Origin of the sequence: Rathayibacter caricis DSM 15933, from assembly GCF_003044275.1 — a bacterium.
GTDB classification, from domain to species: Bacteria; Actinomycetota; Actinomycetes; order Actinomycetales; family Microbacteriaceae; genus Rathayibacter; species Rathayibacter caricis.
Map to the genome: position 1 here is coordinate 980,898 of NZ_PZPL01000001.1, position 21,897 is coordinate 1,002,794.

Consider the following 21,897-nt stretch of genomic DNA (forward strand, 5'->3'; position numbering starts at 1 on the left):
GCCGGTTCCAGCAGCCCGGTCATCCGCCCCCCGTCCCCGGGAGAAGGTGGATCTCGATACGCCCGCTGCGCGGGCTACTCGATCAGCGAATTCCGGGCCGACCTTGCTGGTCGAGTAGCCCCGCAGGGGCGTATCGAGACCCGCCGGTTCCAGCAGCCCTGGCGTCCGCCCCCGCCCTCGGGAGTGGGCGGATCTCGATACGCCCGCTCCGCGGGCGCTACTCGATCAGCGAACTCCGGGCCGACCTTGCTGGTCGAGTAGCCCCGCAGGGGCGTATCGAGACCCGCCGGTTCCAGCAGCCCTGGCGTCCGCCCCCGCCCTCGGGAGTGGGCGGATCTCGATACGCCCGCTCCGCGGGCGCTACTCGATCAGCGAACTCCGGGCCGACCTCGCTGGTCGAGTAGCCCCGCAGGGGCGTATCGAGACCCGCCGGTTCCAGCAGCCCTGGCGTCCGCCCCCGCCCTCGGGAGTGGGCGGATCTCGATACGCCCGCTCCGCGGGCGCTACTCGATCAGCGAACTCCGGGCCGGCCTTGCTGGTCGAGTAGCCCCGCAGGGGCGTATCGAGACCCACTGGTTCCAGCAGCCCGGTTATCCGCCCCCGTCCCCGGGAGAAGGTGGATCTCGATACGCCCGCTGCGCGGGCTACTCGATCAGCGAGCTCCGGGCAGGCCTCGCTGGTCGAGTAGCCCCGCAGGGGCGTATCGAGACCCGCCGGTTCCAGCAGCCCGGTCATCCGCCCCCCGTCCCCGGGAGAAGGTGGATCTCGATACGCCCGCTGCGCGGGCTACTCGATCAGCAAGCTCCGGGCCGCAGCCAGGAAGCGACGTCCTCGGAGACCCCGCATTCCCTCACGCCCCCGGCACGAACCGGTAGCCCATCCCCGCCTCCGTCAGCAGGTACCGCGGGTGCGACGGGTCGGGCTCGAGCTTCTTGCGCAGCTGCGCCAGGTAGAGGCGCAGGTAGCCGGTGTCGGTGACGTGGGTCGGCCCCCAGATCTCGTCGAGCAGCGAGCGGCGCGTGACCAGCCTGCCCGCGTTCCGTACCAGGATCTCGAGCACCTGCCACTCCGTCGGGGTGAGCCGCACCGAGGCCCCCGCCCGCGTCGCGCTCTTCGCGACCAGGTCGATCGTCACCTCGCCGATGACCACGAGCGGCTCGCCGTCGGCCGGCTGCACGCGCCGCGACAGGGCCCGGATGCGCGCGAGCACCTCGTCCATCGAGAACGGCTTCGTCACGTAGTCGTCGGCTCCGGCGTCGAGCGCGTCGACCTTGTCGGCCGCGCCCGTCCGCCCCGACACCACGAGGATCGGCGCGCTCGTCCAGCCGCGCAGCGCGTGGATCACCTCGACCCCGTCGAGCCGCGGCATGCCCAGATCGAGCATGTAGAGGTCCGGATGCTCGTCCACGGCCCGGTTGACAGCCTCCGTGCCGTCGCCCGCGGTCACGACCTCGTAGCCGCGCGCCGTGAGCGTGATGCGCAGGGCCCGCAGGATCTGCGGGTCGTCGTCGGCGATCAGGATCTTCACTCGTCCCCCTCGGTCGCGGTCGGCGCCAGCGGCAGCGTCACCACCATGGTCAGTCCGCCTCCCGGTGTGTCCTCGGTCTCGAGTGTGCCGCCCATGCCCTCGGTGAACCCCTTCGACAGGGCGAGTCCCAGGCCGAGCCCCGTCAGGTTGTCGTCGTCGCCCAGGCGCTGGAACGGCACGAAGATCTGCTCCCGGCGCTCGGGCGCGACGCCCGATCCGTGGTCGACGATCCGGATCTGCCCCGAGCCGCCGAACGCGCTCGTCGCGATCCGCACCCGGGTGCCGGGAGGCGCGTAGCGGGCGGCGTTGGCCAGGAGGTTCACGACGACCCGCTGCAGGAGCCCCGCGTCGGCGAGCATCGACGGCCCGTCGAGATCGAGGTCGAGGTCGACCTCGCCGGGTCCGAGTCCGAGCTCGTCTAGCGCCGGCAGCACCACGTCGGCCGCGTCCAGCGGAGCGAGCGCCACGGCGAGCGCCCCCGCCTCGAGCCGCGTGACGTCGAGCAGGTCGGTCACGAGCGCGGCCAGCACGGTCAGGCTCTCGTCGGCCGTGGCGAGCAGCTCCTGCCGGTCGCGATCGCTCCAGGCGATGTCGGGCGAGCGCAGCCCGCTGACGGCCGCGGTCGCGGCAGCGAGCGGGCGGCGCAGGTCGTGGCTGACCGCCGAGAGCAGGGCGCTGCGCACCCGGTCGGTCTCGGCCAGCGGAGCGAGCTCGCTCGCCGTCTCGGTCAGCGCCGCGTTCTCGAGGACGGAGTCGAGCTGCGCCGCGATCACCTGCAGCAGCCGCCGCTCGCCCGCCTCCAGCTCACGGCCGTGCAGCTCGAGCACGGCGGCGGGCCCGACCGGCACCATCACCGGATCCTCCTGCGGCTCCCCGTCGACGGCCACGACGACTCCGTCGCGCACGAGCCGCACGCCGGTGAGTCCGAACGCCTCGCGCGCGCGCTCGAGGATCGCCTGCACGGCGCCCTGCCCGCGGATCACGCCGCCCGCGATCGTCGCGAGCAGCTCGGACTCGGCCCCCGACCGCTCCGCCGCCCGCGAGCGCCGCGCCGCCCGGTCGACCACCGAGCTGACCAGCACCGCGTTCACCACGTAGAGCGCGAGGGCGAGGGCGTGCAGCGGCTCGTCGACGGTGATCGTGTAGAGCGGATCGACGAAGAAGAAGTCGAGGGTGAGTCCCGAGAGCACGGCCGCGAACAGCGCCGGCCAGATCCCTCCGATCAGCGCCACGAGCACCACGAGCAGCTGGTACGAGAGCACGTCGCTCGTGATCGACTCGTCGTTCCGGAGCATCGACAGCAGCCAGGTCAGCAGCGGCCCGCCGACGAGGGCGAGGCCCATGCCCGCCAGCCGGCGCCGCAGGGTCAGCGCCCCTGCGCGCCGGGGCAGCAGCGCGCTCCGCCCCGCCGCCGAGTGGCTGACGATGTGGACGTCGATGTTGCCGGACTCGCGGATGACGGTGGCGCCGATGCCCGGGGTCAGGGCCGCGGCGAGCCGGCTGCGGCGGCTGACCCCCAGCACGAGCTGGGTCGCGTTGACCGAGCGGGCGAACTCGACCAGCGCGCGCGGCACGTCCTCGCCGACGACCTGGTGGTAGCTGCCGCCGAGCGATTCGACCAGCGCGCGCTGCGCCTCGAGCAGGTCCGGGCGCGGCGACCGCAGCCCGTCGGGCGACACGATGTGCACCGCCAGCAGGTCGCCCCCGGAGGAGCGCGCCGCGATCCGCGCCCCGCGCCGCAGCAGGGTCTCGCCCTCCGGCCCTCCGGTGAGCGTCACGACGACGCGCTCGCGCGCCTCCCACGTGCTGTCGATGCCCTGCTCGACGCGGTAGTCGCGGAGCGCGCTGTCGACCTCGTCGGCCAGCCAGAGCAGGGCGAGCTCGCGCAGCGCGGTGAGGTTGCCGAGGCGGAAGTAGTTCGAGAGCGCCGCGTCGATGCGCTCGGGAGGGTAGACGCGGCCGTCGGCGAGGCGGTCGCGCAGGGCCTGCGGGGCGAGGTCGACGACCTCGATCTGGTCGGCGGCGCGCAGCACCGCATCCGGGATCGTCTCGCGCTGCGGCGCCCCGGTGATCGCGTGCACCACGTCGTTGAGCGACTCGATGTGCTGGATGTTGACCGTCGAGAAGACGGTGATGCCGGCGTCGAGCAGCGTCCGCACGTCCTGCCAGCGCTTGTCGTGCCGCGACCCGGGGGCGTTGGTGTGCGCGAGCTCGTCGACCAGGGCGATGTCGGGGCGGCGGGCGAGGACCGCGTCCAGGTCCATCTCCTCGAGCGCGACTCCGCGGTGCTCGACGCGGCGGCGCGGCACGACCTCGAGGCCCTCGAGAACGGAGGCGGTGGCCGAGCGGCCGTGCGTCTCGACCACGGCGACCACGACGTCGCGGCCCTCGTCGGCGAGCCGGCGGCCCTCCTCGAGCATCGTGTAGGTCTTGCCCACGCCGGGCGCCGCACCCAGCAGCACGCGCAGGCGGCCCTTCGTCATGCTCCTGGCCTCACCCTCGGCTCGCAGGACCGGCGCGCGGGAGGCGGGCCGCTCGCGATTCTACGAGCCGGGGGTCGGAGCAGGGCCGTCACAGCCGGTCCAGTGCGAGGTTCAGCTCGAGCACGTTCACGGTCTCCTCGCCGAGGTACCCGAGCCCCCGCGGCTGCACCGAGCTCTCGACGAGCGCGCGGACCTCCTCCACCGCGAGTCCGCGGGCCTGGGCGACGCGGTCCGCCTGCAGCAGGGCGTACTCCGGGCTGATGTCGGGGTCCAGGCCCGAGGCGGAGGCGGTCAGCGCGTCGGCGGGCACGTCGGCCGGGTCGACGCCCTCGAGCGCGGCGATCGCGGCGCGCCGCTCCTGGATCGAGGCGACGAGCTCGGCGTTCTCGGGGCCGAGGTTGCTGCCGCTGGAGGCACCCGCGTCGTAGCCGGCCGCGGACGGCCGCGACTGGAACCACTCCGGCAGCGGGGTGCCGTCGGCGTCGGTGAAGGACTGGCCGATCAGCGACGAGCCGACGACCCGCCCGTCGGCGGACACGAGCGAGCCGTTCGCCTGAGCGGGCAGGGCGAGCTGCCCGACGCCGAGGACGACGAGCGGATAGGCGAGCCCGAGGACCGCGGTCATCGCGATCATCGCGCGCAGGGCGACGGAGTAGGTGCGGAGCGTCATGGTCTCTCTTCTTCCGGGAGCAGTGGTGGGTTCCCGCGGGACGTCACTCCGGGACATGCCCGAAGAGGCATGCGCCGGTGGCGTCCCGCGGTCGGGTCGGTCAGAACCCGGGGATCGTCGCGACCACGAGGTCGACGAGCTTGATGCCGATGAACGGAGCGACGACTCCGCCGAGCCCGTAGACGAGCAGGTTGCGGCTGAGCACCTTCGATGCCGAGAGTGGCCGGTAGGCCACCCCGCGCAGCGCCAGCGGGATGAGCGCCACGATCACCAGGGCGTTGAACACGATCGCCGAGAGGATCGCCGAGGCCGGCGAGTGCAGCTGCATCACATTGAGCACCGCGAGCCCCGGGAAGACGCCGGCGAACATCGCCGGGATGATCGCGAAGTACTTCGCGACGTCGTTCGCGATCGAGAACGTGGTCAGCGCCCCGCGGGTGATCAGCAGCTGCTTCCCGATCCGCACGATGTCGATGAGCTTCGTCGGGTCGGAGTCGAGGTCGACCATGTTGCCGGCCTCCTTCGCCGCCGACGTGCCGGTGTTCATCGCCACGCCCACGTCGGCCTGCGCGAGGGCCGGCGCGTCGTTCGTGCCGTCCCCGGTCATCGCGACGAGGTGGCCGCCCTCCTGCTCGCGCCGGATGAGCGCGAGCTTGTCCTCGGGAGTCGCCTCGGCGAGGAAGTCGTCGACCCCCGCCTCCGCCGCGATCGCGCGCGCCGTCAGCGGGTTGTCGCCCGTGATCATCACGGTGCGGATGCCCATCTCGCGGAGCTCCGCGAAGCGCTCGGCGAGGCCGTCCTTCACGACGTCCTTCAGGTGCACGACACCCAGCACGCGGGCACCGGCGCCGTCCTTCACCGCGACGACGAGCGGAGTGCCTCCGCTGCCCGAGACCGCGTCGACCGTCTGCGCGAGCTGTGCGGACAGGGGCGCGGCGAGCGGCCCCTCCTCCTCCACCCAGGCGCGGACCGCCGAGACGGCGCCCTTGCGGATCTCCGTGCCGTCGGACAGGTCGAGTCCGCTCATCCGGGTCTGCGCCGTGAACGGCACGACCACTGCGGGTCCGGGATCCGCGACCGTGCGACCGGACGCGATCGCCAGGTCCACGATCGACCGCCCCTCGGGGGTCGGATCGCTGAGCGAGGACGACGCCGCGGCGTCCGCGAGCGCGGCCTGCGCCACTCCCGCCACCGGCAGGAACTCGGTGGCGCGCCGGTTGCCGTAGGTGATCGTGCCGGTCTTGTCGAGCAGCAGCGTCGTCACGTCGCCCGCCGCTTCGACCGCGCGGCCCGACATCGCGAGCACGTTGCGCTGCACGAGCCGGTCCATGCCGGCGATGCCGATCGCCGAGAGCAGCGCTCCGATGGTGGTCGGGATGAGGCAGACCAGCAGCGCCACGAGCACCGGCACGCTGACCGGGGCCGCCGCGTACGACGCGATCGGGTTCAGGGTCAGCACGACGACCACGAACACGATCGACAGGCTCGCGAGCAGGATGTCGAGCGCGATCTCGTTCGGCGTCTTCTGCCGCGAGGCGCCCTCGACCAGCCCGATCATGCGGTCGACGAAGGTCTCGCCGGGCTTCGAGGTGATGCGCACGACGATGCGGTCCGAGAGCACCCGGGTGCCGCCGGTGACCGCGCTGCGATCTCCCCCGCTCTCGCGGACGACCGGAGCCGACTCCCCCGTGATCGCGGATTCGTCCAGGGAGGCGATGCCCCAGACGATGTCGCCGTCGCCGGGGACGAGGTCGCCGGCCTCCGCCACGACCACGTCGCCGAGCTGCAGCTCCGACGACGGCACCTCGCGCAGCTCGGACGCCGCGGCCGACGGATCCGCCGGGTCGTAGTCGACGACGCGGCGGGCCGGAGTGCTGGTGCGGGTCCTGCGCAGGCTCTCGGCCTGCGCCTTGCCGCGCCCCTCGGCCACCGATTCTGCGAGGTTCGCGAAGACCACGGTCAGCCAGAGCCACAGGGCGATGCCCGCGGTGAACGTGACCGGCACGGTCGAGCCGCCCGACGGCTCCGGCCCGCCGAGGAACGGCTCGGCGATCGCCAGCACCGTCAGCAGCACCGCGCCGATCTCGACGAGGAACATCACCGGGTTGTGCCGCATCAGGCGCGGATCGAGCTTCCGGACGGCGCCCGGCAGGGCGGCGACGAGCTGGCGCGGCCCGAAGGCGGCCCGCCCCGCTCGAGGAGCCGGAGTCTGCTCGACAGGGGGTGCGGTGAGAGTGGACGACATGATCAGAGCCCTTCCGCCAGGGGTCCCAGCGCGAGTACGGGGAAGTAGGTGAGTGCGGTGACGACGAGCGTCACTCCCACGAGGAGCCCGACGAACTGCGGTCGCGCGGTCGGCAGCGTGCCCGCGCTCGCGGGCACCGCCTTCTGCGCGGCGAGCGATCCGGCGAGCGCGAGCACCAGCACGATCGGCAGGAACCGGCCGAGCAGCATCGCGACTCCGAGAGCCGTGTTCAGCCACGGAGTGTTCGCGGTGAGCCCGGCGAAGGCCGAGCCGTTGTTGTTCGCGGCCGAGGTGAAGGCGTAGAGCACCTCCGACAGACCGTGCAGTCCGGGGTTCCAGATCGACGTGCTCTCGACGTCCTCGCGCACCGCGGGGATCGCGAAGCTCAGCGCGGTGCCGGCGAGCACGAGGGTCGGGGTGACCAGGATGTACAGGCTCGCGAGCGTGATCTCGCGCTGCCCGAGCTTCTTGCCCAGGTACTCCGGGGTGCGCCCGACCAGCAGCCCGCCGACGAACACGGCGAGGATCGCGAGCACGAGCATCCCGTAGAGCCCCGAGCCGACACCGCCCGGCGCGACCTCGCCGAGCATCATGTTCAGCATCGGCATCATGCCGCCGAGCGGCGTCGCGGAGTCGTGCATCGAGTTCACCGCGCCGGTCGAGGTGAGCGTGCTCGCGCTGCCGAAGAGCGTCGAGCCCGCGATGCCGAAGCGCGTCTCCTTGCCCTCCATCGCGGCTCCCGCGGCCTGCGCCGCCGATCCGCCGCCGGCCAGCTCGAGCGCGGTGAACGCGCCGAGCGACACGGTGAAGACGACGGCCATCGCGGCGAGGATCGCGCGGCCCTGCCGCACGTCGCCGACCATCCGCCCGAAGGTCCGCGGCAGGCTGAACGGGATCGCCAGCATGAGCACGATCTGCAGCAGATTCGTCCAGGCCGAGGGGTTCTCGAACGGATGCGCGGAGTTGGCGTTGAAGTACCCGCCGCCGTTCGTCCCCAGCATCTTGATCGCCTCCTGCGACGCGACCATGCCGCCCGGGATGCTCTGCGCGCCGCCCATCAGCGTCTCCACCTCGAGCGGAGCCGCGAGGTTCTGCACCACGCCTCCCGCGACCAGCACGAGCGCGGCCACGACCGAGAGCGGCAGCAGCAGGCGCAGCACGCCGCGGGTCAGATCGACCCAGAAGTTGCCGAGCGTGCCGGAGGAGCGCCGCGCGAATCCGCGGATCAGCGCCACGGCGACGGCCAGGCCCACCGCGGCCGAGACGAAGTTCTGCACGGCGAGCCCGCCGAGCTGCACGGCGTAGCCGAGGGTGAGCTCCGGCGAGTACGACTGCCAGTTCGTGTTCGTGACGAACGAGATCGCGGTGTTGAACGCGAGTCCCTCGGGCACGGCGGGCAGCCCGAGCGAGCCGGGCAGCACGGCCTGCAGCCGCTGCATCCCGTAGAGCAGCAGCACCCCGATCAGCGAGAACGCGAGCACGGCGCGCAGGTACGCGCGCCAGCTCTGCTCGGACGAGGAGTCCACTCCGATCACCCGGTAGAGGTCGCGCTCGAGGGCGAGGTCGCGGCTCGAGGAGTAGAGGCGCGCCATGCCGTCGCCGAGCGGGCGGTGCACGAGCGCGAGAGCGAGGCCGACGGTGGCGACCTGGAGGACGGCGAGGAGCGTGTCCATCAGAACCGCTCCGGTCGCACGAGCGCGACGAGGAGGAACACCACGGCGCCGATCGCGAGGACCGCGGCGAGCGCGTCGAAGACGATCACCGCGACTCCTCCGACTCGCGGGCCGCACGGGGGTGGGCGGCGCGGACCGGCGGCCCGAGCTTCTCCACCCCCCGGGCGGCGAGGCCGATGACGAGGAACAGGGCGAGCACGCCGAGGAGGTAGGCGAGGTCGAGCACGGAGGACTCCATCCGGAGGCGGACGGCGCTCGAGCGAGCGCACGAGTCCCGATGCAACACCCGCGCACGGCCCCCGGATCCGCTCCTCACGGTTTCCCTACGGCCCGCCCCGGAATGCTCACGGTTCTCCTACGGGAGACGTCGTGAGAGCGGTCTCCCCCTGCAACAGCGGGGGTCGTGCCACGAAGGTCACGGTTCGGCAACGGTCGTCAGCGCGCTTTACAGCGGCCGGGTCGCGCAATATGTTGTCTCCGTGGACAAAGCCCATCGGGGCTCCCCGCCCTACCCCGGGCGACGACACGACGGCGTGCATCCATCCGTGCACGCTCTCGCGCCGTCCTTCTCACTCGGACACTGCTTTCAGAGAGGAATGCACTCCATGACGTTCTCGCGTGGACTCACGACGCTGGCCACCGCCGGCCTCATCACCCTCGGCCTCGCCGCCTGCTCGGCCAGCCCCGCCAACTCCGGCGGCGCCGCGAGCGGCGAGGGCGCCGAAGGCGACTGCACCGTGGGCATCTCGATGCCCACCCGCAGCCTCGAGCGCTGGATCAACGACGGCGAGGGACTCCAGTCCCAGCTCGAGGACGAGGGCTGCACCGTCGACCTCCAGTACGCCGACAACAAGACCGACCAGCAGATCTCGCAGATCCAGAACCAGATCGCCGGCGGCTCGAAGATCCTCGTGATCGCGGCCATCGACGGAGAGGCGCTCGCGCCGGTCCTGTCCGAGGCGAAGAAGCAGAACGCGACCGTCATCGCCTACGACCGCCTGATCAACGGCACCGCCGACGTCGACTACTACGCGACGTTCGACAACTACAAGGTCGGCCAGCTCCAGGGCCAGTACATCGAGGAGACCCTCGACCTCGCCAACGCCGCGGGTCCCTTCACCCTCGAGCCCTTCGCCGGCAGCCCCGACGACAACAACGCCAAGTTCTTCTTCTCGGGTGCGTGGGACGTCCTGCAGCCCTACGTCGAGAGCGGCAAGCTCGTCGTCCCCTCGGGCAAGTCGCCCGCCTCGAACGACGACTGGGCCTCCATCGGCATCCAGGGCTGGGCCTCCGACAAGGCGCAGTCCGAGATGGACAACCGCCTCTCCTCCTTCTACACGGGTGACCAGAAGGTCGACGTGGTCCTCTCCCCCAACGACAGCCTCGCGATCGGCATCGAGGCGTCGCTGAAGTCGGCCGGCTACGCGCCCGGCGCCGACTACCCGGTGATCACCGGTCAGGACGCCGACAAGGCCAACGTCAAGGCGATCCTCGCCGACGAGCAGTCCATGACCGTGTGGAAGGACACCCGCACCCTCGGCGACCGCGTCTTCCAGATGGTGCAGTCGATCGTCGCGGGCGAGGAGCCCGAGGTGAACGACACCGAGACGTACGACAACGGCGAGAAGGTCGTCCCCTCCTACCTCCTCGAGCCGCAGGTCGTCGTGAAGGACGACGTGCAGTCGACCCTCGTCGACTCCGGCTTCCTGAAGGCCGGTGACGTCGGGCTCTGATCCCGAGGCGGGGGCGGGGAGGAGTGATCCTCCCCGCCCCCGCTCACCCCGTCCTCACCCACCACGACCACGAAGCGAGGCCCCGTTGGCCAGTCCCATCCTCATCATGCGCGACATCGTCAAGGAGTTCGGCGGCGGCGTCCGCGCCCTCGACGGCGTCTCGCTCTCGGTGCAGCCCGGCGAGGTGCACGCGATCTGCGGCGAGAACGGCGCCGGCAAGTCGACGCTGATGAAAGTCCTCTCGGGCGTGTACCCCACCGGCAGCTTCGAGGGCACGATCGAGTTCGAGGGCCGGGCGGCGCAGTACCGCTCGATCAACGACAGCGAGGCCGACGGCATCGTGATCATCCACCAGGAGCTCGCCCTCAGCCCCTACCTCTCCATCGCCGAGAACATCTTCCTCGGCAACGAGAAGTCCAAGCGCGGAGTCATCGACTGGAACGCGACGAACGCCGAGGCTGCGACGCTGCTCGCGCGGGTCGGCCTCGCCGAGAACCCCGCGACCAAGATCCTCGAGCTCGGAGTCGGCAAGCAGCAGCTCGTCGAGATCGCCAAGGCCCTGGCCAAGCGCGTGAAGCTCCTCATCCTCGACGAGCCCACCGCGGCGCTGAACGACGAGGACAGCGACCACCTGCTGGGCCTGATCGACCAGCTGCGCCGCCAGGGCATCACCTGCATCATCATCAGCCACAAGCTGAAGGAGATCCGCGCGATCGCGGACACCGTCACGATCATCCGCGACGGCCGCACGATCGAGAGCTTCGCGATGACGGCGGAGCAGGCGAGCGAGAGCCGCATCATCCGCGCGATGGTCGGCCGCGACCTCAACAGCATGTTCCCGCCGCGCGATCCGCAGATCGGCGAGGAGAAGCTGCGCGTCGAGAACTGGACCGTGCACCACCCCGTCGACGTCGACCGCGTGGTCGTCGAGAACGCCTCCTTCACCGTGCGCGCGGGCGAGATCGTGGGATTCGCGGGGCTGATGGGCGCGGGCCGCACCGAGCTCGCGATGAGCATCTTCGGCCGCAGCTACGGCACCGGCATCTCGGGCCGCGTCTTCAAGGACGGCAAGGAGATCCAGACCCGCACCGTCGACGAGGCGATCCGCAACGGCCTCGCCTACGCGACGGAGGACCGCAAGCGCTACGGCCTCAACCTCATCGGCGACATCACCGTCAACGTCTCGGCCGCAGCGCTCTCGCGCCTCGCCCGTCTGGGCGTGATCGACAAGCACCGCGAGTACAAGGTCGCCGACTCGTACCGCTCGAAGATGAACATCAAGGCCCCGAGCGTCTCGGCCGTCACCGGCAAGCTCTCCGGAGGCAACCAGCAGAAGGTCGTCCTCTCGAAGTGGATCTTCTCGGGTCCCGACGTGCTGATCCTCGACGAGCCCACCCGCGGCATCGACGTGGGGGCCAAGTACGAGATCTACGGCATCATCAACGAGCTCGCGGCCCAGGGCAAGGCCGTCGTCGTGATCTCGTCCGAGCTGCCCGAGCTGATCGGGCTCTCCGACCGCATCTACACCATCTCCGAAGGCCGCATCTCGGGCGAGGTCGCCCGCGCCGATGCGACCCAGGAGCACCTCATGCACTTCATGACCGCAGGGAAGGACCAGGCCCGATGAGCGCCACGACCACCACAGCGCCGAGCGGCACGCCCGCGAACACGCCGTCCACGCCGCCGCGGCGCGGGCTCCGGATGAACGTCAACCTGCGTCAGTACGGCATCCTCGCCGCGCTCGGCGTCATCATCCTGCTCTTCCAGCTCCTCACCGGCGGGCGCCTGCTCCTGCCCGGCAACGTCAACAACCTGATCCAGCAGAACGCCTACGTGCTGATCCTCGCGATCGGCATGGTGATGGTGATCATCGCCGGCCACATCGACCTCTCGGTCGGCTCGGTCGTGGCGATGGTCGGAGCGATCTCGGCGATCGCGATGAACAACTGGGGCCTGCCCTGGGGCGTCGCCGTCGTCGTGGCGCTCCTCACCGGAGCGCTGGTCGGCGCCTGGCAGGGCTTCTGGGTGGCGTTCGTGGGCATCCCCGCGTTCATCGTCACCCTCGCGGGCATGCTGATCTTCCGCGGATTCACGCTGGTGCTGCTCACCGGCGGCACGATCAACGGCCTCCCCACCGCCTTCACCGCCATCGGTGCCGGCTGGCTCCCGGGCGTCCTCGGCGGCATCCTCGGCCGCGACGCGCTCACCCTCCTGCTCGGAGTCGTCGTCTCGGCGGTCCTCGTCGTGCAGCAGCTGCGCACCCGCGCCACGCTCCGCCGCCTCGAGCTCCCGCGCGAGCCGATCGCGTCGTTCTGGATCAAGGCCGCCATCGCGGTCGTCGCGATAATGGCCCTCGCCTGGCTCCTCGCCGGCTACAGCGGCACCCCGATCATCCTGATCGTGCTCGCCGTGCTGATCCTCGCCTACAGCTTCGTCCTCGGCCGCACCGTGTTCGGCCGCCACATCTACGCGATGGGCGGCAACCTCTTCGCCGCGATGATGTCGGGCGTGAAGACGAAGTGGGTCAACTTCTTCATCTTCGTGAACATGGGAGTGCTGGCCGGAGTCGCGGGCGTCGTGAGCACGGCGCGCGCGGGCGGCGCCGTCGCCTCCGCCGGGCAGAACTACGAGCTCGATGCGATCGCCGCGGTCTTCATCGGCGGAGCCGCGGTGCAGGGCGGAGTCGGCACCGTCGTCGGCGCCGTCATCGGCGGCCTCGTGATGGGCGTGCTCAACATGGGCCTGTCGATCCTGTCGGTCGACGCCGCGTGGCAGATGGCCATCAAGGGCTTCGTGCTGCTGCTCGCCGTCGCGTTCGACATCTTCAACAAGCGGCGGGCGGGCGGCCGCTAGCCGCTCCCGGATCGCCTCGGGCGGGCCCTCTACTATGACGGGGCCCGCCCGAGTCGTCCGACCGCGCCGCGGGCCACCGACGAGAGACGGATCACCATGGCTGGAGCAGTCGGAGCGTCGAGCAACGCCCTGCTCCGCCGTCACAATCTCGCCGCGATCGCCACGCTCGTCCACCGCTCCGGACCCCTCAGCCGGGCCGAGCTCGGCCAGCGCACCGGCCTGAACCGCTCCGCCGTCGCGAACCTGGTCGGCGAACTGTCCGGCCTGGGCTGGGTGGAGGAGGAGACGACCGCTCCCACGGGCCGCATCGGCCGCCCGAGCGCCACCGTCGTCCCCGGTCGCGCCTTCGCCGTGGTCGGGGTGCACCTCGACACCGACGCGATCATCGTCGGCCTCGTCGGCATGAACGGCGACCTCCTGCGCCGCGTCCGCTTCGACACCCCCACTCCCGCCACCCCCGACACCGTCGTGCGCGTCGTGTCCGGCATCGTCGCGGGCTTCCGCTCCGAGAAGGAGGGGCACCGCATCCTGGTCGGCGCAGGGGTCGCGGTCCCGGGCCTGGTGCACGGCGACTCCGGCTTCGTGCACATCGCGCCGCACCTGGGCTGGCGCGACGTCGACCTCGCGAAGCGCCTCGGCCGCGCCCTCGCCCTGCCGGTCTCGGTCGGCAACGACGCGAGCCTCGGTGCGATCGGCGAGTCGCTCTTCGGAGCCGCGCGCGGCGTCGCCGACGTCGTCTACGTCACCGGTGGCGCGAGCGGCATCGGCGGCGGAGTGATCATCGACGGCCTCCCCCTGCGCGGCTCCTCCGGATTCGCCGCCGAGCTCGGCCACACCCTCGTCGCGGCCGGCGGGACCCGCTGCGGCTGCGGCCGCCACGGCTGCCTCGAGGCCGAGGTGCGGATGCGCTCCCTCCTCGACGTCCTCGGCGCGCGGGTCCTCGACCAGGACGAGCTCGACATCGCGCTCGGCACCTCTCGCGACCCCGCCGTCCTCGCCGAGGTCGCCCGCCAGGTCGACCTCCTGGCCGAGGGCCTCTCCACCTTCATCAACCTGTTCAACCCCACCTCCGTCGTCCTCGGCGGCTTCCTCGGCTCCCTCCTCACCGTCGACCGCGAGCGCCTCGCCGCCCGGGTGTCGGCGCGCGCCCTCAGCGACCTGGCCCGCGGCGTCCGGATCGAGCGCGCGGCGCTCCGATCGCGCCTGGAGCTCGTGGGCGCCGCGGAGCTACCCTGGCGGCGGGCGCTCGCGGATCCGGCAGCCGTCGGCGGCGGCTCCCCCGAGTCGGACCCGGTCGCCGCGACCGAGGCCGTCGACGCCCGCTGGTGATGGCGGCGCCCGAGACCGGCGAGCGCCGCCCGCCGCAGAAGTAAGGAGAACGTCGTGGCCGACTTCAACGAGATGATCATCGAGGAGTTCCGCTCGAACGGCGGAACGGTGACGACCGCCGGCTTCGGCCGCTCGCTCGTGCTGCTGCACCACGTCGGCGCCCGCTCCGGCGAGGAGCGCATCGCGCCCCTGATGGCGCTGCACCCCTCGAACGACGTCTGGCTCCTGGCCGCCTCCGCCGCGGGCGCGCCGAAGCACCCCGCCTGGTTCCACAACCTCGTCGCCGAGCCCGACACCGTGATCGAGACTCCCGACGACGGCACCGTCCCCGTCCGGGCCCGCGTCCTCGAGGGCGCCGAGCGCGACGCCGGCTGGACCCTGTTCACCGACGCCTCCGAGGGCTTCGCCGGCTACGAGAAGAAGACGACCCGCGTCATCCCCGTCGTGGAGCTCACCCGCCGCTGACCTCTGCCGCGAGACCGGAGTCGCGTCCTCAGCGGAACGGCACCGGCACGATGTCCGGCGTGCTCCAGCGCAGCGCGACCCGCTCGCCGAACCCGTCGCGCCGCAGCTCCGCCTCGAGCGCGTCGATCACGAGCGGCAGCAGCCGTCGGTGCTCCGTCATCACGTCGAGCACGAGCACCGGCCCCACCGTGACGAGGGTCGAGCCCACTCCCGGGACGATCGCGAGGAACCGCTGCGCGTCCACCTGGACGTGCCGGTGCCCGCGCAGCCGGCGCAGCAGCACGGGCAGGGCGAGGGCGTCGAGCGGAGTCACATCGGCACGCAGCGGGATCACCCGCCGAGCATCGCGCCCGCCGGCGTCCGCCCGGTGAACGCCCGCCCGTCCCCCGGTGTCCGCCGTCCCTCCGTGAGGTGCCGGTCCCGTGCACGACGCGCCACGCGGGGGTCCTCGCCGTGACGAGTCGCGGAAGGATGACCGCCATGACCTCCTTCACCGACGGCTTCGACCACCGCCGCCTCGACCCCGAGCGCTGGATCGATCACTACCTGCCGCAGTGGACCGAGCCCGAGCGCTCGCGCGCCCGCTGGTCCCTCGACGACGACGGCCTCCTCCTCCGCATCGACGCCGACCAGCCGCCGTGGCGCGACGACGACGGAGCGATGCGCGTCTCGAACCTGCAGACCGCGTCGTTCGCGGGTCCGCTCGGCAGCGACCGCGGCACCCATCGCCACCGCCCCGACCTGCGCGTGCGCACCGAGGTGCCGACCCGCCGTCTCTGGACCCCCACCGGCGGGCACGTCGAAGCGCTCCTCTCGGCGAACCCCGACCCTTCCTGCATGCTCGCGGTCTGGCTGGTCGGCACCGAGGAGTCGAGCCCCGACGACTCCGGCGAGATCACCGTCGCCGAGCTCTTCGGCTCCCTCCGCGGAGAGCGCCGCTCGACCGTCCGCACCGGCGTGAAGTCCGTGAACGACCCGCGCCTGCGCACCGACGTCGTCGACGTCGAGCTTCCGATCGACGCCGCCGAGCCGCACCTCTACTCCGCCGACTGGTCCGAGGACGGAGTCGTCCTCTCAATCGACGGCGCCGTCGTGCACCGCGTCGCCCAGTGGCTCCCCTACCCCCTGCAACTCATGATCGACCTCTTCGAGTTCCCGGAGGAGGGCCCGCGCGACCCCGCCGCGTACCCCCGCACCGCCCGCGTCCACCACGTCCGCGGCCACTCCTGACCCGCCTGGAACTCTGAAGTTCCTCTGATCTCGATCACTCTGCACGCGACGCCGGTTCGACAACCGAGATGGACCACGGACCTGGCCGGTAGGAGAAGGGGACCTCCCGGTAGAGGCCCAGAGTGGGCTGCCTGTTCATGTGATCAGTGACCCGCACTCCTCCCGCGCGAGAGCCGGCTGATCCTGCGTATCGGTGCTCCAACGCGCGCATACGCGCTCCGTAGCGCAGCCGGACAGCCTCGAACTCGGGGGTGATGTGCACGTTGTCGAGGAGGGACGAGCAGTAGCCCGCGCAGGCCATCGGGAAGAGCAGCGCAGAGACGATGAGGTCGGCGAGCTGGAGTACGACGTGAGCATCACTGTGACCGAAGAGAGGGGCCTCGACCAGGTGGGGAAACGGATCCCCTCCCGACTTGAAGCGCTTGGTCGTGATCCTGTGGACGCTCGGGACGTTCTTGCTCTTCGTGCGGGCGTCGAGAATCATCTGGCCAGGTGTCTCTGCGGCGGACAGAGCCGCTTCGAAGTGCTCCGCGATCCAGGCGATCGAGTCCGAGTACACCCACCGTCGCAGCGGTGCGCTTCCTTTCACGTTCACGTCCCCGACGACCATCACGCCGTGCTCCTCCAGCAGGGCGACGACGTCGTCGAGAACACCGAAGGCGCGCCGACGCGGGCGCCGAGAGCCCGACCGGATGTCCTTCCGCAGCTCACTGCCCTTCATCTCGAAGCGGATGACGTCCGAGAGGTGCACGTCGTCGGCCCCGAGACTGGTGTTGTACTTCTTCTTGATCTGGAGGAACTTCCAGATCAGCGACTTCGCCTTCCGATGCTCGACGACCAGCCCACCGATGACGAGGACGGGAGGATCCGTCGGCATCCGGAGGGCTGCTTCATCCCCCGACTCATCGACGTAGCAGAGCAGCACACGGTTCCCTCCGCAGAAACAACTACAGCCACCTCGCGAACGAGATGGCTGTAGGACTTGCCGCACCGAGTGCGGCGGACGCTTGACGCAACGGTCACCTTGCCACCTCTGTCGGCGCCGATCAAGCCCGGCGCGCAGTGGTGCCGAGCTCGGCGCGCGGTGACGCTTCCGCCCGGGGGATGTGCCTCGTCCGACTCCCCCCGCGAACGACGAAGCCCCCGACCGGACATCCGATCGGGGGCTTCGTCTTCTGCTGGTGCGCGAGGGGGGAGTTGAACCCCCACGCCCTTTCGGGCACACGGACCTGAACCGTGCGCGTCTGCCTATTCCGCCACTCGCGCTCACCACGATGCCTGAGCACCGACGAGAAAGACTACCACCCTCCGCGCCCACTCGTGAACTCGCCCCCACCGACCGCCTCGCGCGTCGCAGGCAGCGCTCCCGCCGATCCGGCAGGAACGGCCGCGCAAGGGCGCTCCCAGCGGCCGTTCGCGCCGGATGAGCACCGACGACCGTACGTCCGCGACGGATCGAGCCGCGCCCACCGACGCGACCCCGTCCACGACTCCCGCCCACCGCGCGAAAACACCCCGAGGAGCCCGTATCCAGAGCATCCCAGTAACATGCCCGTAGCCGTGCGCGGCAAGCAGACGACAACGGAAGCCACGTGAGCGCGCAGACACCTCGATCCGTGCGCGACCGCCGAGAAGGCGACGGAACGGAAGATCGGAAGACTGTGGGCATACTGGACAACTTCGAGAAGGGACTCGAGCGCGTCGTCAACGGCGCGTTCGCGAGGACCTTCAAGTCGGGGCTGCAGCCGGTCGAGCTCGCGTCCGCGCTCCGGAGGGAGCTCGACACCACCGCCGCGGTCGTCACGCGCGACCGCATCCTCGTGCCGAACAGCCTGACCCTGCGCATGTCCGCCGCCGACCTCTCGCGCATGGAGCGGATGGGCGCCACCCTGATCGACGAACTCACGACCGTCGCCACCGAGCACGCGAAGAAGCAGGGCTACCGCTTCCCGGGCCCCATCGACATCCGGCTCGAGGCCGACGGGTCGCTGAGCGACGGCATGGTCGAGGTGGACTCCCGCAGCGTCAAGGGCACCGTCGCCTACACGCCGGTCGTCGACATCGCCGGTCGCCGCCACCCGATCACCAAATCCCGCACCGTCATCGGCCGCGGTGCCGACGCCGACATCACCGTCGACGATTCCGGCACCTCGCGCAAGCACGTCGAGATCCTCTGGGACGGCTCGCGGGCCCAGGTCCACGACCTCGGCTCCACCAACGGCTCGAAGCTCGACGGCAAGCCGGTGACGCAGGCCGTCCTCTCGCCCGAGCAGACCATCACGATCGGGCGCACGTCGATCGTGTTCCGCCTCGTGCAGGGCGCCGCACCCGCGCGCGCCGACCGCTCGCCGTCCGGTCGCTCCGGACGCGCCTCCGATGGATTCTGGGACGACAGGCTATGAGCGAGCTCACCCTCTTCCTCCTGCGCATCGCGTTCCTCGCGCTGCTGTGGTTCTTCGTGTTCGGCATCGTCTACGCGCTGCGCTCCGACCTGTTCGGGCAGCGCGTGCGCAAGATGCCGCCGACCGCGCAGCAGGACGACGCGCCGTTCGTCACGGCCGCCCAGCCCGTCGTGCAGTCCGCCCCGCAGCAGGCGGCCCCGCAGCCCTCCTCCCCGCAGCAGCAGCCCGCTCCCGTGCAGCAGCAGGCCCCGTCGGCCCGCCGCTCCCGCGAGGCCGCGGCCGAGCGCACCGATTTCGGAGGCGTCGCCACGGTCCACACGGCGCAGCGCCTCGTCATCACCTCGGGTCCCAAGCGCGGCACCGAGCTCGAGCTCTCCGGCGAGCCGCTCACGATCGGCCGCTCCTCCGAGTCGACGCTGGTGATCCGCGACGACTACACCTCGACCCACCACGCGCGCCTGCTGATCTGGAACGACGAGTGGATGATCCAGGACCTCGACTCCACGAACGGCACGTTCCTCGACGGCCGCCGGGTCGGCGCACCGACGAAGGTGCCGCTGAACACCCCGGTCAAGGTGGGCACGACCACCTTCGAACTGCGACGGTCGTAGGCAGCCCGTGACCTCCACTCCTGACAGCGCCGTCGGCGCGGCGCGCGAGAGCGCCGCCGTGTCGCACGTCGGCCGCATCCGCTCCAACAACCAGGACTCCGGCTACGCGGGCCGGCAGCTCTTCGTCGTCGCCGACGGGATGGGCGGGCACGCGGGCGGCGACGTCGCGTCCTCCATCGCGATCAAGCGCATCGCGGAGGCGGACCGCACCTACGCGTCGACGTACGAGGCCGAGGACGAGCTCAAGCGCACCCTCCTCGCCGCCAACGCCCTGCTCGCCGAGGCGGTCATCGACCACCCCGAGCTGACCGGCATGGGCACCACGGTCAGCGCGATCGCCCGGGTGGGCGAGTCGGTCGCCATCGCGCACATCGGCGACTCCCGCATCTACGTCCTCCGCGACGGGAAGCTCGAGCAGGTCACCACCGACCACACCTTCGTACAGCGCCTCGTCGACTCCGGCCGCATCACCGAGGAGGAGGCGATGACGCACCCGCGCCGCTCCGTCCTCATGCGCGTGCTCGGCGACGTGCACACCAATCCCGAGATCGACACGCTGACTCTCGAGACGGAGCCGGGCGACCGCTGGCTCATCTGCTCCGACGGCCTCTCGGGCGTCGTCCCGCACGACGAGATCCTGAAGGAGCTGTCGCGCAGCGAGTCGGCGCAGCAGGTCGCCGACCGTCTCATCCGCGACAGCCTCGCGCACGGCGCCCCCGACAACGTCACCGTCGTGATCCTCGACGTGCCGGGCGAGAACGACACCGCCCAGGTCCTCGTCCCCACCCCCGAGCCGGTGATCGTCGGCTCGGCCGCCGCCCCCACTCCGATCAGCACCGACGACTCGCAGAACCGCCTGCGGATCCCGGGCCTGCGCCTGCACACCCGCGCACCCGCCGCGCAGGGACCCACCCACTTCGAGCCCGCCTCCGAGGACTACCTCGACGAGCTCATCGAGGAGGACCGCCGCCGGCACCTCCGCCGCCGCATCACCTGGCTCGTCGGCCTCTCGCTCGTCCTCATCGCCGGGTTCCTCGGCGTGCTGCTCGCCTACGACTGGACGCAATCCCGCTTCTACGTCGGCACCGACGGCGACACCGTGATCATCTACCAGGGCATCCAGCAGTCCGTGGGCCCGCTCTCGCTCTCGAGCGTGAAGGAGGACACGGGCATCCCCCTCGACTCCCTCCGCGAGTACGACGTCGAGCAGCTCGAGCAGACCATCAACGCCGAGTCCTACGCCGGAGCGGTCGACATCGTCGAGCGCCTGACCGACGCGAACGGAGCCCCGTGACCGCGACCACCGTTCCCGCGGCCGCCGAGCGCCGGCGCCCCCGCCTCCTGAAGCAGAAGCTGCGCAACCTCGAGCTCCTGCTGCTGATCGGCGCCTGCCTGATCGACACCTCCGCGATCCTGCTCGTGCAGCTCGGCGCGCTGGGCGCCGTCGACACCACGCTCGTCTCCCTGGGCGCCGGGCTCTCCGCCCTCGTCCTCGTCGTCCACGTCGTGCTGCGCTTCGCGGCCCCGGAGGCGGATCCGTTCCTCCTGCCGATCGCCACGGTGCTGAACGGGCTGGGCATCGCCGAGATCTACCGCATCGACATCGCCGACGGCGCCACGGGCTGGGAGTCGGTCGCCGTCCGCCAGATCATCTGGAGCGGTCTGGCGATCGTCGCGGCGATCGTGGTCCTCGTCGTCATCCGCAACCACCGCATCCTGTTCCGCTACACCTACGTCGCCGGCTTCGTCGCCATCGTGCTGCTCCTGCTGCCCCTGCTGCCCTTCATCGGGCGCGAGGTGAGCGGCGCGCGCGTCTGGATCGGCATCGGCGACTTCTTCAGCTTCCAGCCCGGCGAGATCGCGAAGATCGCCCTCGCCGTGTTCTTCGCCGGCTACCTGGTGCGCAACCGCGACTCCCTCTCCATGGTCGGCAAGACGTTCCTCCGGATGCGCTTCCCGCGGCTGCGGGACCTCGGCCCGATCCTGGTCGTCTGGGCCGTGTCGATGTCGGTCATCGTCTTCCAGCGCGATCTCGGCACGGCGCTGCTCTACTTCGGCCTGTTCCTGGTGATGCTCTACGTCGCCACCGGCCGCACCAGCTGGGTCCTGATCGGCGTCGGCTTGTTCCTCGGCGGCGCGATCTTCGCCAGCCAGACGCTCGACTACGTCGGCAACCGCTTCTCGAACTGGCTCGATCCCTTCAGCGCCGACCGCTACGGCGCCGATCCCGGCGGCAGCTTCCAGCTCGTGCAGGGCCTCTTCGGCCTCGCGCACGGCGGCCTGCTCGGCACGGGCCTCGGCCAGGGCATGCCCGACATCACGCCGGTCCCCCAGTCCGACTACATCATCGCCAGCCTCGGCGAGGAGCTGGGCCTGGCCGGGATCTTCGCGATCTTCGGCCTCTACCTCCTGCTCGTCTCGCGCGGCTTCCGCATCGGCTTCGCCGGCCAGGACGACTTCGGCCGCCTCCTGGGCGTCGGCCTCTCGTTCGTCATCGCACTGCAGTGCTTCATCGTGATCGGAGGCGTCACCCGCGTCATCCCGCTCACGGGCCTCACCACTCCGTTCCTCGCGGCCGGAGGTTCGTCGCTCGTGGCCAACTGGATGATCGTCGCCGTGCTCCTCCGCCTGTCGGACACAGTCCGCAGCCAGCCTCGTCTGGTGGTGTGATCCGT

At 71.2% G+C, this 21,897-nt stretch carries 19 protein-coding genes and 1 tRNA gene; 10 read left to right on the forward strand and 10 right to left on the reverse strand.

Annotation, left to right across the window (positions count from 1 at the left end):
• Positions 1 to 850: 850 nt before the first annotated feature.
• The 7 genes from C1I63_RS04550 to C1I63_RS19660 form a co-directional block, all read right to left on the reverse strand.
• Positions 851 to 1,528, reverse strand: a complete 678-nt coding sequence (locus C1I63_RS04550) for a response regulator (protein WP_055794006.1) — start codon at positions 1,526 to 1,528, stop codon at positions 851 to 853.
• Positions 1,525 to 4,011: a DUF4118 domain-containing protein gene (locus tag C1I63_RS04555; RefSeq protein ID WP_107573939.1), complete on the reverse strand. Its 2,487-nt coding sequence runs from the start codon at positions 4,009 to 4,011 to the stop codon at positions 1,525 to 1,527. Before C1I63_RS04555 ends, C1I63_RS04550 begins: the two co-directional genes overlap by 4 nt.
• A gap of 88 nt (positions 4,012 to 4,099) precedes the next feature.
• Positions 4,100 to 4,681, reverse strand: coding sequence for a potassium-transporting ATPase subunit KdpC (gene kdpC, locus C1I63_RS04560; RefSeq protein ID WP_107573940.1), 582 nt, complete (start codon positions 4,679 to 4,681; stop codon positions 4,100 to 4,102).
• A gap of 100 nt (positions 4,682 to 4,781) precedes the next feature.
• Positions 4,782 to 6,926, reverse strand: a complete 2,145-nt coding sequence (kdpB, locus tag C1I63_RS04565) for a potassium-transporting ATPase subunit KdpB (protein WP_107573941.1) — start codon at positions 6,924 to 6,926, stop codon at positions 4,782 to 4,784.
• Positions 6,927 to 6,928: 2 nt separating this feature from the next.
• The gene (gene kdpA, locus C1I63_RS04570; protein WP_107573942.1) at positions 6,929 to 8,599 is read right to left on the reverse strand and encodes a potassium-transporting ATPase subunit KdpA; all 1,671 of its coding nucleotides are present in this window, start codon (positions 8,597 to 8,599) and stop codon (positions 6,929 to 6,931) included.
• The gene (locus C1I63_RS04575) at positions 8,599 to 8,688 is read right to left on the reverse strand and encodes a potassium-transporting ATPase subunit F (protein WP_055794001.1); all 90 of its coding nucleotides are present in this window, start codon (positions 8,686 to 8,688) and stop codon (positions 8,599 to 8,601) included. The genes kdpA and C1I63_RS04575 overlap by 1 nt, the downstream gene beginning before the upstream one ends.
• On the reverse strand, positions 8,685 to 8,825 hold the full coding sequence (locus C1I63_RS19660; protein ID WP_170116270.1) for a hypothetical protein: 141 nt from the start codon (positions 8,823 to 8,825) through the stop codon (positions 8,685 to 8,687). The genes C1I63_RS04575 and C1I63_RS19660 overlap by 4 nt, the downstream gene beginning before the upstream one ends.
• A gap of 379 nt (positions 8,826 to 9,204) precedes the next feature.
• Between C1I63_RS19660 and chvE the strand changes: the two genes are divergently transcribed.
• The 5 genes from chvE (at position 9,205) to C1I63_RS04600 (ending at position 14,979) form a co-directional block, all read left to right on the forward strand.
• Positions 9,205 to 10,332: a multiple monosaccharide ABC transporter substrate-binding protein gene (gene chvE, locus C1I63_RS04580; RefSeq protein ID WP_372488181.1), complete on the forward strand. Its 1,128-nt coding sequence runs from the start codon at positions 9,205 to 9,207 to the stop codon at positions 10,330 to 10,332.
• Between the two features lie 106 nt (positions 10,333 to 10,438).
• Positions 10,439 to 11,959 (forward strand): multiple monosaccharide ABC transporter ATP-binding protein, encoded by a 1,521-nt coding sequence (mmsA, locus tag C1I63_RS04585; RefSeq protein ID WP_055793998.1) that lies wholly within the window; start codon positions 10,439 to 10,441, stop codon positions 11,957 to 11,959.
• Entirely contained in the window at positions 11,956 to 13,185 is a 1,230-nt protein-coding gene (gene mmsB / locus C1I63_RS04590) for a multiple monosaccharide ABC transporter permease (RefSeq protein ID WP_055793997.1), read from the forward strand. The genes mmsA and mmsB overlap by 4 nt, the downstream gene beginning before the upstream one ends.
• Before the next feature lie 96 nt (positions 13,186 to 13,281).
• A complete protein-coding gene (locus C1I63_RS04595; protein ID WP_107573943.1) occupies positions 13,282 to 14,514 on the forward strand; it encodes an ROK family transcriptional regulator in 1,233 nt (410 codons plus the stop codon).
• A 54-nt stretch (positions 14,515 to 14,568) separates the two neighbouring features.
• Complete coding sequence (locus C1I63_RS04600) at positions 14,569 to 14,979, forward strand: nitroreductase/quinone reductase family protein (protein ID WP_107573944.1); 411 nt, start codon at positions 14,569 to 14,571, stop codon at positions 14,977 to 14,979.
• A 28-nt stretch (positions 14,980 to 15,007) separates the two neighbouring features.
• On the opposite strand, the gene C1I63_RS04605 is transcribed toward C1I63_RS04600, so the two are convergent.
• On the reverse strand, positions 15,008 to 15,313 hold the full coding sequence (locus tag C1I63_RS04605) for a hypothetical protein (RefSeq protein WP_055793987.1): 306 nt from the start codon (positions 15,311 to 15,313) through the stop codon (positions 15,008 to 15,010).
• Between the two features lie 146 nt (positions 15,314 to 15,459).
• On the opposite strand from C1I63_RS04605, the gene C1I63_RS04610 reads away from it, so the two are divergent.
• The gene (locus C1I63_RS04610; RefSeq protein WP_211315566.1) at positions 15,460 to 16,209 is read left to right on the forward strand and encodes a glycoside hydrolase family 16 protein; all 750 of its coding nucleotides are present in this window, start codon (positions 15,460 to 15,462) and stop codon (positions 16,207 to 16,209) included.
• Positions 16,210 to 16,243: 34 nt separating this feature from the next.
• On the opposite strand, the gene C1I63_RS04615 is transcribed toward C1I63_RS04610, so the two are convergent.
• Together C1I63_RS04615 and C1I63_RS04620 are read right to left on the reverse strand one after the other, a co-directional pair.
• Positions 16,244 to 17,134, reverse strand: a complete 891-nt coding sequence (locus tag C1I63_RS04615) for a DUF3800 domain-containing protein (protein WP_107573946.1) — start codon at positions 17,132 to 17,134, stop codon at positions 16,244 to 16,246.
• A gap of 254 nt (positions 17,135 to 17,388) precedes the next feature.
• A tRNA-Leu gene (locus C1I63_RS04620) sits at positions 17,389 to 17,475 on the reverse strand.
• 395 nt (positions 17,476 to 17,870) lie between these two features.
• Here C1I63_RS04620 and C1I63_RS04625 point away from each other — a divergent pair.
• Genes C1I63_RS04625 through C1I63_RS04640 form a run of 4 tightly spaced genes read left to right on the forward strand, consistent with a single transcriptional unit; the run spans position 17,871 to position 21,892 of the window.
• Positions 17,871 to 18,611, forward strand: coding sequence for an FHA domain-containing protein (locus C1I63_RS04625; RefSeq protein WP_055793985.1), 741 nt, complete (start codon positions 17,871 to 17,873; stop codon positions 18,609 to 18,611).
• Entirely contained in the window at positions 18,608 to 19,222 is a 615-nt protein-coding gene (locus C1I63_RS04630; protein ID WP_107573947.1) for an FHA domain-containing protein FhaB/FipA, read from the forward strand. Before C1I63_RS04625 ends, C1I63_RS04630 begins: the two co-directional genes overlap by 4 nt.
• A 7-nt stretch (positions 19,223 to 19,229) precedes the next feature.
• A complete protein-coding gene (locus C1I63_RS04635) occupies positions 19,230 to 20,516 on the forward strand; it encodes a Stp1/IreP family PP2C-type Ser/Thr phosphatase (protein ID WP_107573948.1) in 1,287 nt (428 codons plus the stop codon).
• On the forward strand, positions 20,513 to 21,892 hold the full coding sequence (locus C1I63_RS04640) for an FtsW/RodA/SpoVE family cell cycle protein (RefSeq protein ID WP_244906981.1): 1,380 nt from the start codon (positions 20,513 to 20,515) through the stop codon (positions 21,890 to 21,892). The genes C1I63_RS04635 and C1I63_RS04640 overlap by 4 nt, the downstream gene beginning before the upstream one ends.
• The last annotated feature ends 5 nt before the right edge of the window (positions 21,893 to 21,897 follow it).